The 14128-nt window shown below is 54.8% G+C and carries 12 protein-coding genes; 3 read left to right on the top strand and 9 right to left on the bottom strand.

Annotated elements, in window-relative coordinates; all coding sequences use genetic code 11:
• Nucleotides 1-39: 39 nt before the first annotated feature.
• The 9 genes from LB462_RS17445 to LB462_RS17405 all read right to left on the bottom strand — a co-directional run bounded on the left by LB462_RS17445 (nt 40) and on the right by LB462_RS17405 (nt 9597).
• Nucleotides 40-1311 carry an NAD(P)/FAD-dependent oxidoreductase gene (locus LB462_RS17445; protein WP_224510663.1) on the bottom strand — a complete coding sequence of 424 codons (1272 nt, stop codon included), beginning with the start codon at nt 1309-1311 and terminating at the stop codon, nt 40-42.
• 23 nt (nt 1312-1334) lie between these two features.
• Nucleotides 1335-2117 (bottom strand): HpcH/HpaI aldolase family protein, encoded by a 783-nt coding sequence (locus LB462_RS17440; RefSeq protein ID WP_224510661.1) that lies wholly within the window; start codon nt 2115-2117, stop codon nt 1335-1337.
• A gap of 19 nt (nt 2118-2136) precedes the next feature.
• The gene (locus tag LB462_RS17435; RefSeq protein ID WP_224510660.1) at nt 2137-3825 is read right to left on the bottom strand and encodes a GMC family oxidoreductase; all 1689 of its coding nucleotides are present in this window, start codon (nt 3823-3825) and stop codon (nt 2137-2139) included.
• Nucleotides 3826-3839: 14 nt separating this feature from the next.
• Nucleotides 3840-5318, bottom strand: a complete 1479-nt coding sequence (locus LB462_RS17430; RefSeq protein ID WP_224510658.1) for an aldehyde dehydrogenase family protein — start codon at nt 5316-5318, stop codon at nt 3840-3842.
• A gap of 104 nt (nt 5319-5422) precedes the next feature.
• Complete coding sequence (locus tag LB462_RS17425; protein ID WP_304610449.1) at nt 5423-6286, bottom strand: amino acid ABC transporter ATP-binding protein; 864 nt, start codon at nt 6284-6286, stop codon at nt 5423-5425.
• The gene (locus LB462_RS17420) at nt 6283-6939 is read right to left on the bottom strand and encodes an amino acid ABC transporter permease (protein WP_224510656.1); all 657 of its coding nucleotides are present in this window, start codon (nt 6937-6939) and stop codon (nt 6283-6285) included. Before LB462_RS17420 ends, LB462_RS17425 begins: the two co-directional genes overlap by 4 nt.
• 97 nt (nt 6940-7036) lie before the next feature.
• On the bottom strand, nt 7037-7879 hold the full coding sequence (locus LB462_RS17415) for a transporter substrate-binding domain-containing protein (RefSeq protein ID WP_224510654.1): 843 nt from the start codon (nt 7877-7879) through the stop codon (nt 7037-7039).
• Between the two features lie 33 nt (nt 7880-7912).
• Nucleotides 7913-8908 (bottom strand): proline racemase family protein, encoded by a 996-nt coding sequence (locus tag LB462_RS17410; RefSeq protein WP_224510652.1) that lies wholly within the window; start codon nt 8906-8908, stop codon nt 7913-7915.
• Between the two features lie 8 nt (nt 8909-8916).
• Nucleotides 8917-9597: a GntR family transcriptional regulator gene (locus tag LB462_RS17405; RefSeq protein ID WP_224510650.1), complete on the bottom strand. Its 681-nt coding sequence runs from the start codon at nt 9595-9597 to the stop codon at nt 8917-8919.
• A 106-nt stretch (nt 9598-9703) separates the two neighbouring features.
• On the opposite strand from LB462_RS17405, the gene LB462_RS17400 reads away from it, so the two are divergent.
• The 3 genes from LB462_RS17400 (at nt 9704) to LB462_RS17390 (ending at nt 14092) form a co-directional block, all read left to right on the top strand.
• Nucleotides 9704-11134, top strand: a complete 1431-nt coding sequence (locus LB462_RS17400; RefSeq protein ID WP_224510648.1) for an NAD-dependent succinate-semialdehyde dehydrogenase — start codon at nt 9704-9706, stop codon at nt 11132-11134.
• Between the two features lie 434 nt (nt 11135-11568).
• The gene (locus LB462_RS17395) at nt 11569-12927 is read left to right on the top strand and encodes an LLM class flavin-dependent oxidoreductase (RefSeq protein WP_224510646.1); all 1359 of its coding nucleotides are present in this window, start codon (nt 11569-11571) and stop codon (nt 12925-12927) included.
• 214 nt (nt 12928-13141) lie between these two features.
• Complete coding sequence (locus LB462_RS17390) at nt 13142-14092, top strand: LysR family transcriptional regulator (protein ID WP_224510644.1); 951 nt, start codon at nt 13142-13144, stop codon at nt 14090-14092.
• Nucleotides 14093-14128: the final 36 nt, after the last annotated feature.

Below are 14128 nucleotides of genomic sequence, written 5' to 3'. Positions count from 1 at the left end.
TTCCTCGTGCAAGGGAATTGGGCACCAATGCTGCCGTGATCAGAACCGATCGAGCCGAAAAGGTGAGATATCGATGGTCGTCGGCATACCTGCCGCGATTTCGGAAACGATTTTTCCGGTAACCGCACCGCCAATCAAGCCTTGATGGCCATGGCCAAAGGCGTAAATCACATTATCGGCGCGCGATGCCTTATCGATAACCGGGATGCTGTCAGGCGTGCCCGGGCGATGTCCCATCCAACGCGTTATTTCACCAATCTCCAGTTTTTTGAACATTGGCCGAGCCTGGTTCAGAAGCACGTCTGCCCTCGCCATGTTGGCAGGGGCATTCAAACCGGCGAACTCGACGTTTCCCGCAATGCGCAAACCGTCTTCCATCGGTGAGGCGACGAATTTACGATCGGCTGAAATCGTCTGGATGCGAAGTCCCGTATCGGCATCCTTCACGGTGACATGGTAGCCGCGCTCCGATTCGAAAGGAATGTGATCCCCAAGCATTTTTGCAAGGTGTGCCGACCATGCCCCTGCGGCAAGCACAACAGTTTCGACCGGCATTCGTGAACCGTCTTCCAGTTTCAAAGCAACGGGACCATTTCCCGCCATCTCGAAGCCGATCACTCGTGCACGCACCAGTCGCGCGCCGTGGCGCACCGCGTTTTCGGCAAGTTTTGCCACCAACCGGCCAGGATTCGGGCATTGACCCTGCTCGGGCAGATAGACCGCGCTTTTGAAGATCGGGGCCAACGCGGGTTCCAGCTGACGGATTTCGTCGGCATTCAGTATCTGGACATTAACGCCGTGCTCCCGCCGCAGACCCAGACCATAGGCACCTTTTCCTGGGCCATCTGCACTTTCATGAACGAAGAGCTGGCCACGTTTGTGCAACAGGTCTTCGCACCCGGCTTCTCTGATCAAGGGTTCGTAGCATTCGAACGTATAGCGATGCAGCGAGCGCATGGCCGCTGATATTTCCTCGACGCGGGACTTGCGGCTGGAAACAAGAAAGCGCAGCAGCCACGGTAGTGCATGGGGCAAATAAGCCAGGCGCACGAACAGCGGGCCTTCAGGATCCATCAGCCATTTTGGTACATTTTTCCAAACACCGGGCATCGAGTTGGGAATGCATGAGCCGGGACAGATACCCCCCGCATTCCCAAAGGAGCATTGCTCCTCTGAGCCTGGGATCGCAGGGTCTACCAAATCGACGGCAAAGCCCTGCTTGAGTAGATAATTTGCCGTACATACGCCGATGATACCTGCACCGATGACGGTGACCCGTCGGGCGTCGGGCGGTGATACTTTCGAATTCATGACATGGACTCAGGCTCGCCCATTCAAGGCGTCATTGTGCTTGGCGTTCCGGCGCGAAATGCCGGTAGTCCGCGAGCCACAGTTTGTTGCAGCATGCGAAAATCCGAAAGATAGGCCATGAAACGATAACCCATCTTGCGCATGTCGGCGCCATAGGCAACCGAACCGCAGTGGATACCCGGGATCACGCCTGCTTCCTTGCACTTGGCGGCGATATACTCGATTGCTTCATAGACAACCGGGTAGCGAGGATCGAAACCCGGCGCTTCACCATATGTAACTGCCAGATCCGAAGGACCGACGAAGATCGCGTCGAGATTCGGGGTCTCAAGGATGCCTTCCAGATTCTTGACCGCCTGCTCGCTCTCGATCATCGCCATCGTGATGATTGTGTCATTGGCATGCTGAAAATAATCGGCCCCAGCATAAAGCGACGCGCGCAGTGGCCCGACGCTGCGACCGCCCTTTGGAAAATACCGGCACGCCTTAACAAAAGTGTCGGCTTCCTCGGCTGTGTTGATCATAGGGCAGATCACGCCATACGCACCGGCGTCGAGCACCTTGCCGATGATGGCAGGATCGTTCCAGGGAACACGGACGAACGGTGTCGTGTCGGTCGTGGAAATTGCCTGAAGCATCGGAACCGCATCGACATAATCCGTCGCGCCGTGTTGAAGATCCACGCATAGGGCATCCCAGCCCTGCTGCGCCATCAGTTCGGCCGAAATCGATGAGGGGATGCCGAGCCAGCCAGTTATAACCTCACCGCCAGCTGCCCAGATATCTTTGACTTTATTCGCACGCATCTTGATTTTCCTTGTTATTTCAATCGGCCAAAATGAGATCGGCTGCCTTTTCGGCAATCGCGATCGTTGTGATATTTGTGTTTGCCGCCACGATTGTGGGCATGATCGATGCATCGACGACCCTCAGGCCCTGAACGCCGCGAACGCGGCACTTGGCGTCGAGAACAGCCATGCGGTCATCGTCCGAGCCCATCTTGCAAGTGCCGGAAACATGCCAGCCCGACCACACGGATTCCTTGACCCATTCAGCAATCAGGTCATCATTCTTCATCATCGCGTGCATGCGCTCGGTGGTCCCGAATTTCCGCTTCAACAATGTTTCGCGGAAGAATGGCGCATAATCGAAGAGCCAAGCAGCAGTCGCCGTCTTGATCCAGTTCCAGGGCTTGCGCACGCTCAGCGCGCGAGCCTCGTCGCTGTATCCGGCAAGAAACCACGTGTTCACATGCCTGCGCACGTCAGGCGCTTCCATGATCTTGTAGAGGCGCTTGAATCCATCCACCAAGCGCATGAGGTCCCGCCCGTCCGACGCCAGATTGAGATCGACAATCGGCTCGTCAGTCGGCGAAGCCGTTTTCAATGTCACCGTGCCGCGCGAGTAGGATTTGTTGACGCAGACATTGAGCGCACCCATGGCTTTGCCCAAAGGATGCCAACCTGCGCGATTTACGGGCATGAGCAGCATATCGCCGGGATGGCAGTCCGCGTGGTTGGAGGTGTAGCGGACGCCGAGAAAGATGTGCCGCCTTTGTCCGGGGCGAAGCCGGGCAGTCTTTTTGAAATGTGCACCCACCGCAAGATGGGGATGGTCTGTAAGGTTTTCGCCAACGCCGGGCCGATCTGCAATGACCTTGATGCCAAGCTTGGCAAGCTGTGCCGCCGGTCCAATACCGGCACGCAAGAGAATTGCAGGCGAATGAAGCGCGCCTGCCGAAACGATTACCTCGTTCGCTTTATAGTCCTGCGTCCGGCCATCGATCTTCACCTTCACACCGGTTATCTGTGTTCCTTCATTGATCAGGCCCTCAACGAACGCATTTGCAAAAATGTGTAAATTCTTGCGTGTCCGCACCTGCTTGTCGAGATAGCCTATGGCCGTGGATACACGCCGGTCGTTTTCATTTGAGAGGGGGAGTGGGAACGAGCCGTCTTCGAAGCTGCCATTATAATCATCACGGTACGGATACTGCGTTTCCGTCACTTTGAGGACGGACTTGGTAAACCCGGCCCAGTCCTTGGGAAAGACACGGCGTATGGGGATACGGCCAGCCTTGCCGTGGAGCTCACCGTTGAAGTCGAGATCCCGCTCAAGCTTTTTGAGATAAGGCAGCATGCCGTCCCAACCCCAGCCGGCGAGACCCAGGCTTTCCCATTCGTCGTAATCATGAGGCAAACCGCGAACCGCGAACTGACCGTTGATACTCGATCCGCCTCCCATCACCCTGGCCTGCTCGAGCTTGGCGGACTTTACCACTTGCGAATTCTGTTTGGGCGAACGGTTGAAGACGCGCAGCTCCGTCCAATGGTATTTGGGATCGAAATACGAAAGCCCGGGATAGCTATCGGCAATGACGTCGGGAACATCGTCTGGGAGCGTATCTGGCCCCGCTTCGAAAAGCGCAACCTGTTTGGCACCGCTTTCCGATAGCCGGCTGGCAAGGACAGCACCGGCGGACCCACCGCCCACTATAATAAAATCATACTGCATTTGAATGCTTCCGTTCAGCCGTAGTTGACCCAGATTGCCTTTTGCCGAAGGAAAGCCTCGATACCTGCACGGCCCATGTCCTTACCGAATCCCGAGCCTTTGAAACCACCGGCCGGATAGGTGAATTCGGGCCCACGCCCGTGCTGGTTAATCCAAACCATGCCCGACTCGATCGCGTCTGCCGCCTTCAGAGCCTTCTTGATATCAGTCGTGTGAATACTTGCGGCCAGGCCGTATATTGGGTGAGCGGCCTGCGCCAGCCCCTCATCCAGATCAGAAAAACTGCTGACGGTAAGCACCGGGCCAAAAAATTCCTCACGGAACCCGACATTCGTCTCCGATACGTTCTCCAGAATTGTCGGCGCATAAAAGTTGCCTTGGTTACGGCTTTCGAGCGTTGTACCGCCGACCAAGGCGGACGCACCCTCGGATATGCTTTGCCTAACCATGGTGTCTATGCGGTCGTGCTGCTTCTGGCTGATGATCGGAGCAAAGGTCGTAGTCTCGTCCCAGGTCGGACCCGCGGCAATTGCTTTGGTCCGCGCGACAATCTTCGAAATCAGTTCATCCGATATCCTGTCTTCGACGATCAAACGAGAACCCGCAGTACAAACCTGGCCCGCATTGTCCATAAATGCAGCGGCTATCCTGGTTGCAACCAGATCGAGATCGCCGGCATCCGACAAAACGAGCTGCGGACTTTTGCCGCCAAGCTCCAGTACGACAGGCTTGATCCCCGACTGCGCCGCGAGTGACATGATCGCTGCGCCTGTCTGGGTTGAGCCGGTGAACGATATCTTGCGGATATCCGGATGACGGACAATCGCAGCGCCTGTCGTATGACCATAGCCGTTTACAACGTTGAACAACCCCCTCGGCAAACCCGCATTCGCGGCGAGTTCCGCCAGTGCCAGCAGGCTATGCGGTGTCAGCTCCGATGTCTTCATGACGACTGCATTGCCCGCGGCCAGAGCCGGTGCGAATTTCCATGCAGCCGTGATCATGGGGAAATTCCATGGAACGATCGCGCCAACGATGCCGTAAGGTTCGTTTTTGACCAGGCTGAGTGAATTGCCATCCGTAGCAGTGACAGTTCCTTCGATCTTGTCGCAGAATTCAGCGTAGTAGCGCACGACACCGGCGGTGCGGACCGCATCGCGTGTGATGGTCATCGATATAAGCCGGCTTGATCCCATCGCTTCCAGCTGTCCAAGGTAGACTGCGTTTTCTTCGATCAATGCGGCAAAGCGCATGAGGGCCGCGCCGCGTTCGCGGGGAGCCAGCCTGGTCCAGCCGCTGTGTTTCAGCCCGGCTTTCGCCGCCTCTACCGCGAGGTCGACAGCCGCTTCCCCACCATCGGTGATCATCCCCATTAACTGCAGATCCGAAGGTCTGAGAACCCGGATGTCTTCGCCAGGCAAATCGATATACCGACCGTCGATATGATGACCCTTGGGGATATCGATAGTGGAAGGATCGAAACTCAGTGTCATTGTTGGTCTTCCTTTAAGGTCGGCGGATACAAATCCACATGTCTTGTGCCAAACCCGAGGCTGTCGGGTTCAAGTTCGTTTAGCGCTCGAAAGGCAGGGCAGCGTCAGCTTTTTTCTGCCTGACGCGCTTCGAGAAATGGGCGAAGGAGATCGGCGGACTCGTGGAAACGTCCAACGAAACTTTTTAGACGAGGGTGCTCCGGGTGCAGCAATATCTTGTCGGGCGGCCCCTGCTCAGCGACCAATCCTTGGTCCAGAAAGACGACACGGTCAGCGATCTCGAAAGCAAAGCCCAGTTCATGGGTGACGATCACCATTGTCATCCCGCGCTTTGCCAGCTCCACCATGGCTTTCATGACTTCACCCACCAGCTCCGGGTCGAGTGCAGATGTGGGTTCGTCGAACAACATGACTTTCGGTTGCATTGCCATCGCCCGTGCGATGGCCACGCGCTGCTGCTGGCCACCAGAAAGCTGTCGCGGGTATTTCGATACGTGCTCTTCAAGGCCCATGAGCCCAAGCAGTTCAAGCGCTCTCTTACATGCCTGCTCCTTGGACTGTTTCTTGACGATCACCGGGCCTTCCATGACGTTTTCAAGTGCGGTCATATGCGGAAAGAGATTGAATTGTTGAAAGACCATTCCGGTACTGGAACGAATCCGGTTTGTTTCCTGCGCCGAGATCATTGTCTGCCGCTGACCGCCGGCTTCCTTGTGAAAAAGCACCTCTTCATCAATGACGATACCTCCACTTGTTGGAGTATTGAGGAGGTTGATACAACGCAGGAGCGATGTCTTGCCGGAACCGCTGGCTCCGATCAGGACAACGACTTCCCCTTCTTTAACGGAAAGGTCTACACCTTTGAGAACATGCTTTGCACCGAACTGCAGGCAAATGCGGTGGAGTTGCAGGATTTCCCTGGTGGCGTTTTCATGAATCGCAGGACTTGTTGCCGATGGCATATTCATTTCGCAAGTGCTCCGCTTTTTTCGAGTTTTCTGGACAAGAGCGTCAGCGGCACGAGGATGACCAGGAAGATACCGCCGACGGCGGTGTAGATCTCCATCGGCCGGTATGTGAAACTGCTGATATACCCAGCCTGGTAGAGCAGGTCTGGAACGGTGATGGTCGACAGCAGCGTGGTGTTTTTCATCTGGATGATCGACTGACCGGCAAGCGGCGGGATCATCTTTTTGAACGCTTGCGGAAGAATGATGCGGCGCATCCGTTGCCCGTAGGACATGCCGATCGCTGTCGCGGCATCCGTCTGTCCAGGATCAACCGAAAGAACCCCAGCTCGAAGAATCTCAGCGTAGAACGATCCAACGTAGCAGCTGAGGCCGATGAAACCGGCCCAGAATTTCGTTACATTCACGCCGGCAAAAATTGGAAACGCGTAGTAGACCCACAGCAGCGTGACGAGCAGGGGTATATTTCTGAAGAATTCGACATAGATCTGACCGAAAATCACGAGCGGACGAAATGTACTGAGCTGGATCAATCCAATAAACAGACCCAGGACCAGCCCGGCGCTGATTGTGATGACGGTGAAATATAGCGTCATCAGCAGACCCTGCCAAAGCAGGCCTATATTGTTGGTTATGACTGTATAATCGAACATATAAAGTCCTCACTGGGTGCGAAGCACGTCGCGCCGCAACTGGACGCCAGTGGGAACCTGGCCGCCGCGTTTGTGTGGCTGCCAGGTCCGTTAGAAATTAGAAGCTGAAGCCTGCCGGGAGGATCGACAGATCTATACCGCGACTTTCCCAGGCACGCGCAAGCTTGCCCTGAGCAAGGCCAAGTGAACGTTCCTGCTGGATCCAGTTGGTAAGGAAATTGATGTATCCTGCATTGCCTGGTTTACGGGCAACAGCCAAGGTCGCCGGGTTGCGAAGGATAGGCTCAGGCAGAGAAACGTCACCTATATCCTTGTTGGTGATCTGAAGAGCGTCGAACACAGCGAACACGACGCCATCGGCACGTCCCGCCTGAAGTTCCATCAACGCCAGACCCCGGTCCTCGACGGGCGTGATCTTGGCCTTTGGAAGCAGCGCCTCGGCGACGATCTGCATGGTGCTGCCCTTCTGGACGACAACCGTCTTATCCGGCGAGTTCAACTCGGCCCAGGTCTTGACGGGTTTGCCCTTCGGCGTGAGGACGGCCCATGCGTCCGTGAACAATGGTTCCCACAGGTAATCGACAACCAGGCCGCGCTTTGGATTGGGGTTCACGCCAATCGCAATATCAATCTTGTTCGATTGAAAGTCGGCAGCAAGATTGCCCCAAGTGGTTTCGATGGGCTCAAGCTTGACGCCGAGCTGTGTCGCGATTTCCTCGAGAAACTCGTAGTAAAAGCCGCTCCACTTGCCAGTGGCTGGGTCCTTGATATAGCCAGGCTCTTCTCCGGTCATGACGGGAACTTTCAGAACGCCCGATGAGCGTATCTGATCGATCACAACGGAAGGGCCGTCGTCAGCATACGACGTCATGGGAGCAGTGAGCAAAGAAAGCCCCACAACTGCGGCGGTTATAATTGAACGAAGATTGAACGGTTTCATTTTCTATTCCCCTTTTTCTTGTTTGTTGGATAATCAGCTGCAGAGAAAACCGCCTGCGAGCGGGTCACCTGCTTCGAAGAAAATGTTCTGCTGCGAGGTAATGAAGGCGCTGCCTTCAATCTCGATCACAACTGCTTCACGACCGTTTGCCGTGGCAGTGCCAGCAAATCTGGCTTCGAACCTGTTGCCAAAAATATTCTTGGCGAAATATGTCTGGTCACGGCGGAGTGCGCCCGTGTGAAGAAGGTGCGTCAGCCTTGCCGATGTGCCGGTTCCGCAGGGCGAGCGGTCAAATTTATTCGATTCCAGAACAAGGAAGTGTGTTGCAGTGTCGGCACTCTCATCGGCATAGAACAGGACGCTCGGCGTCGCCGCATCCTGAAAGAGCGGCATATCCGATAGCGCAGTTTTCAGGGCGTTCTTGATTTTTGAGCCCGCAAGCATAAGCGTCGAGGCATTGGCCGGTGCGAGATCGTAGCCGAGGGCAGTGGCATCGACCAGGGCGTACCACATCCCTCCATAGACGATGTCCGTCGATAGGTCGCCGACACCGTCAACGCTGAATCTGAAGTTCTCGAGGCCAAGATATGTCGGAACGTTTTTTATGTTCACTTTTTGCAGCGAGCCGTCGATGCTCCAGGCAAGTCCGACTGTGACGACGCCTGCGGGAGTCTCGAGGGTAAAATTATCGCCGCTCTCTGCAGTCAACTGCCCTGTAAAAGCCAGCGTTTTTGCCAGCCCCATTGTCGCGTGTCCGCACATGTCGAGGTAGACATACGAGGAGATGAAAAAAGCGCCATAGTGGGCGACGGCGGATGGAACCGGCACGAGCCCGACCATTGCGGCATGACCTCTGGGTTCATGCAGGAGCCCTGAACGAAGCGCATCGAAGTTGGCTTGGAAGTAATCCCGCTTTTCGCGAACGGTGTCGCCTTTCAGTGCGGGAATGCCACTTAGTATCATCCTCGTCGGATGACCAGCAGTGTGTGAATCGATGACATTGAATGAGGAATTGAGCGCCGTTACCATGATGCCGCCTATTCCGCACCGAATGATCCGCGAATCCCTTCGCGCATTTTTTGCCAGATTTCGCGGATGAGATTCTCCGTGAGATCCTGGGCCTTGGCCGCGTCGCCGTCACGGATTGCATCGTAAATCCGCGCCGTGTCATCAAAGGAGAGCTGAAGGATATTCGGATTCTGCTGATACGCATGGAAGCGGTAGCGTAAAGCCTGCTTTTCCAATCCCCCGAGAAGGCGCGTAAGCGTCTTGTTGTCCGCTAGTGTGTAAGTCAGCAACGAGCCACGCACGTCAACGAGAAAAAACTGCTTTGCATCGTTACGCTTTATTGCGTCCGTAAGCTCATTCTGCAGGCCTGAAAACTCTCCTTTGCGCTCTGTGTCATTGGACAACGCGGCGTATTTGGCAGCAAGCCCTTCGAGTTCGATCCGGCAAGTATAGACCTCGTCGAAATCTTTGAGCGAAAGCGGCGCCACCCAAATCCCGCGACGGGCTTCGCGTATGACCAGACCATCCCGTTCTAGGAGGCGCAGCGCTTCACGTACGGGAGAACGGCTGACGCCGTAGCGCTCGGCGATCATTTCTTCCGTCAGACGCTCCCGCGATTTGAGACGCCCGTAGATGATTTCCTCTTCCAGAATCTCAGCGAGATTTTCGGGAATTGAAATCGACAATTTCTGGATGCGAACTAAATTCATGTCGACACCATAGTGTATACAATGTACGAGTCAAGTGGATATTCTCGGGTTGTGGCTCGCAATTAAGAGCGAGCGTCAATTTTAAAATCGAAAGGATCAACTGCAGATGTACGAAGAAAAGATCGAACTCTTGATTGATGGGGTGTGGTGTCAGGGGTCGACTGGCAAGTCCGAAGATCTGGTGAACCCGGCTACGGAAGAAGTCATTGCGAGTGTTCCCCATGCCTCTCAGCAGGACCTCGACAGAGCGCTTTCCGCTTCCTTGAAGGGCTTCAAGGTATGGAAAGCCATGACGGCCATGCAGCGATGGGCAATCATGGATAAAGCCGCATCATTGATTGAACAGCGCAAGGAAGCCATCGCCCGCATATTGACGATCGAGAATGGCAAGGCTCTTGCAGAATCGCTCGGCGAGGTCCAATTCGCCGCCGATGCTACCCGCTGGTACGGTGAAGAAGGCAAGCGCGCCTACGGGCGCATCGTGCCTGCTCGTATTCCCGGCGTGCGCCAGATGATCTTCAAAGAGCCCGTCGGACCTGTCGTAGCCTTTGCCGCATGGAATTTTCCTGCCAGCAATACAATTCGGAAAATTTCCGGAGCTCTCGGTGCAGGGTGTTCGATCATATTGAAGCCCGCCGAGGAGACGCCCGGAACCGCTGTTGCCCTCGCGCGGTGCTTTCAGGACGCAGGACTTCCCGCAGGGGTTCTCAATATCGTTTTCGGCGTTCCGGCCGACGTTTCATCCTATTTGATTGCATCGCCCATCCCGAAGAAAGTTTCGCTTACGGGTTCGACAGCCGTTGGCAAGCTCTTGCAAAAGCAGGCAGCAGACACACTGAAGCGCTGTACCATGGAACTCGGCGGACACGCGCCCGTCATTGTTTATGAAGACACGGACCTGGAAAAAACGCTCGACACAGTCGTGGCGTTCAAGTTTCGCAATGCGGGCCAGGTTTGCACCTCACCCACGCGCTTCTATGTCCAGGATTCCATTTATGAATGCTTCATTGAGGGCTTTGCGGCACGCACCGGCAAGATCAAAGTGGGCAATGGTCTTGAACATGGCGTTCAGATGGGCCCGATGATCGCACCACGTCGGCTTGATGCCATGGATGCGCTTGTAAGTAATGCCCGATCCGCCGGCGCGAAAGTCGTTACAGGTGGCGAACGCCTTGGCAATGAAGGTTACTTCTACGCCCCCACCCTTCTACGAGACGTGCCGGACAATGCGCGGATAATGTCGGAAGAACCATTCGGGCCGATAGCACCGACCACGACCTTTAACAATTTCGATGAAGTCATCGAACGTGCAAATTCGCTTCCCTATGGACTGGCTTCCTTTGTCTTCACTCGTAACGGCAGTCTGGCTCAAAAGACCGAGACTGAACTTGAAGCCGGCCTTGTTGGTGTCAATCACATGATGGTTTCAACACCCGAAACGCCGTTCGGTGGCGTCAATGAATCCGGTTATGGTTCGGAAAGCGGAACGGAAGGTCTCGACGCATTTCTGAGAACCAAATTCGTGACCGAGACGTAATCCAGCCGCTTGATTTCTACCCCACTCATGCCGCTGGAATAGTGAAGTCCTCCGCGGCGGTGGATATCAAGGTGCTTTTCCGCACTTCAAAAGCGCCACTGTCGTAGGGCGGTCTTGATTCAGTCGACTCAGATGCGGAGTCTCTGTTTTGCGTCCTATGGCGAAGAAATTGGCGCGGGCGCCACCACTTTTTTCTTACGCTCAAGAGCAGTTCGAGGCAATCGCCACCTGAAATATATCATGAGGTAGGGCACTCTCCAGCCAGTTTCAGAATTGGCAACACAACCAGCCGTCTTTGCTCTACTTAGGTCGGCGCTAACCCACCACATCGAAAAACATAATTTACAGCACTTTTCCGACCATCATATGGTCGTCATAACATTGGGGGCAAAAGCGCAGCCTGGATCTGAGCAGATGATAAGCGGAGCCAAGATATGACTGGTAAGACACAGATGGTGCTTGGGGGCTTGTTCGAAGCAAACGGCTATCATTCGGCGGCATGGCTGACAGCAGGAGCACAGGATAACGCCGCAATCGATATCGAGTATTTCCGCAACGTGGTTCAGACCGCCGAGCGCGGCAAGATGGATTTCTTTTTTCTGGCCGACACACCTGCAGCCCGAACCGATGATCTCGATTTTTGGAGCCGTTCCCCCCTTTATATGAACATGATGGAACCGATCACGCTTCTATCTGCCATTGCCGGCTCTACATCTCATATCGGACTTGGTGCGACGGCATCGACGAGCTTCTATGAGCCATACAATATCGCCCGGCTGTTCGCTTCACTGGACCACATCAGTCACGGTCGGGCAGCCTGGAATGTAGTTACCAGCGCCAACGACTATGCCGCACGCAATTTCGGCCTCGACCGCCTTCCGCCTCATGCCAAACGTTACGAGAAGGCGCGCGAATCTTTCCAGATCGTGCAAGCGCTGTGGGATACTTGGGAAGATGACGCCTTCATCTATGACAAGAAAAATGCGCGGATGTTCGATCCATCTAAGTTTCATGTGCTTGATCATGAAGGCGAGTTCTTCAAGGTCTATGGTGCTCTCAATATGGCGCGCGCACCACAGGGCAGACCGGTGATATTTCAGGCGGGTGCTTCGGCTGCCGGTAAGGAATTGGCTGCCGAAACCGCTGAAGTAGTGTTTGGTACGGGTGCCAACATTGAAGAAGCAACCTCTTTTTACGCCGACCTAAAGGGACGCATGGCAAAATTCGGCCGCCATGCGGATGAACTCAAAATATTATCAGGCGTCTCAATTGTTATTGGTGAAAGCGAAGAGCAGGCGCGCGAAAAATGGGCCGAATGGCAGGAGCTCGTGCCGATAGAAGTCAACCTGATGTATATGAAAACGGATCTCGAAACAGACCTCTCCGATCTTCCCTTGGACGAGCCTGTACCGGAAAATCGCGTTCCCAAATCCTCCAATTTCCATAAGGTCTACTTTGAGGAGATCGTCGGGCTGATCCAACAAGGATTGACACTGCGTCAGGTGTGCAAGCGTTACAACCGCAGCAAGGCCATCTTTTATGGTACTGGCAGACAGGTTGCCGATCAGATGGAGCATTGGGTGGGATCGGGCGCTAGTGATGGTTTCATGGCAGCGTTCCCCGTACTGCCGGAGAGTTTGACCGATTTCACTCAGAAGGTCATTCCCGAACTTCAGCGCCGCGGACTTTTCCGCACGGAATATTCCGGAAAAACCCTCCGGGAAAATCTCGGACTGCAACGTCCGGAAAATCGCTACGCAAGTGACCGTACGATCTCCGCGCGCCGCGCCTAAGTCAGCCATAATCCGGACAACGAACATATTGGGGATGTCTTCCCTATAAGATCATTGTGCGCCTTACCAGACGTGCTTAATCGTTCTATTGTTGCACTGCAACATATACGGAACACCGCCTTGCTTCATGTTTATAAAGAACCTGAGGTGAGGGGCTTTCCGGTGTAGCATTCGTATGGACAATTTTTATTTGGCTCGAGTCACCTCAGGAAACATGCGCTACACGATCAGACAGATTGAATATTTTATCGCCACAGCTGAAACCGGAAGTATCACTCTCGCTTCCGAACGACTCAGCATCTCCCAGCCATCGATTTCCACCGCGATCACCCATCTCGAGCAGGAGCTTGAAACCCAGCTCTTCGTACGGCATCACGCCAAGGGCCTGTCACTGACCCCTGCCGGGCGTACCCTTCTTGTCGAAGCAAAGCTTCTCGTCCAGCAGGCCGAGTATATGTACACGCTTGCCTCCGAGGTGAATGACAAGATCCGTGGACAATTGTCGCTTGGCTGTCTCGTGACGCTCGCATCTATGATCATGCCGGAGCTATCTCATTCCTTCACATCTGCTTTTCCCGCCACAAAAATCGCTCAGACTGTAAGCAATCATGAAGAATTGCTGGAGAAACTGGAACGTGTCGAGCTCGATACGGCCATCACTTACAATCTCTCGGTACCCGACGGCTTCGATTTCCTGCCGCTAGCCAGCCTGCCCCCGCATGTCCTTGTTGGGGAGGCAAGTCCCCTCGCCCGCCATTCCTCGATCAGCCTGACGGAACTGGTCAACGAGCCACTGATACTCCTGGATCTTCCCATAAGCCGGGAATATTTCCTTGATTTGTTTACGGCACTCGGCCTCAAACCGATGATCACTACGCGCTCACCGCATCAGGATGTCATCCGCACCATGGTTGCCAATGGTTACGGCTATACACTGATGAATGTACGACCCCGTTCAGACATGGCCATGGACGGACGCCGCGTCGTGCGCGTGCCTCTCTCGGGCGATCACAAGCCGATGGTGATCGGAGTCGTTTCGCTGAAGCAAAGCCGAAAATCCCGTCTCGTGGAAATGTTCGAGCGGCACTGTCAATCCTTCATCTCCGACGCCTATATACCTGGGATGGTGGCGCCGGTGATGGGGCGCCGCAAGATAACAAAATAGGGCTGCCAAGTTTTTTGCTAAGTCCAGTTTCGGTAT

The organism is Phyllobacterium chamaecytisi (genome assembly GCF_020164455.1).
In the GTDB taxonomy this organism is placed as follows: domain Bacteria; phylum Pseudomonadota; class Alphaproteobacteria; order Rhizobiales; family Rhizobiaceae; genus Phyllobacterium; species Phyllobacterium chamaecytisi.
The sequence above is the reverse complement of the archived record's forward strand: the minus strand, read 5'-3'. Positions and strand labels throughout refer to the sequence as shown.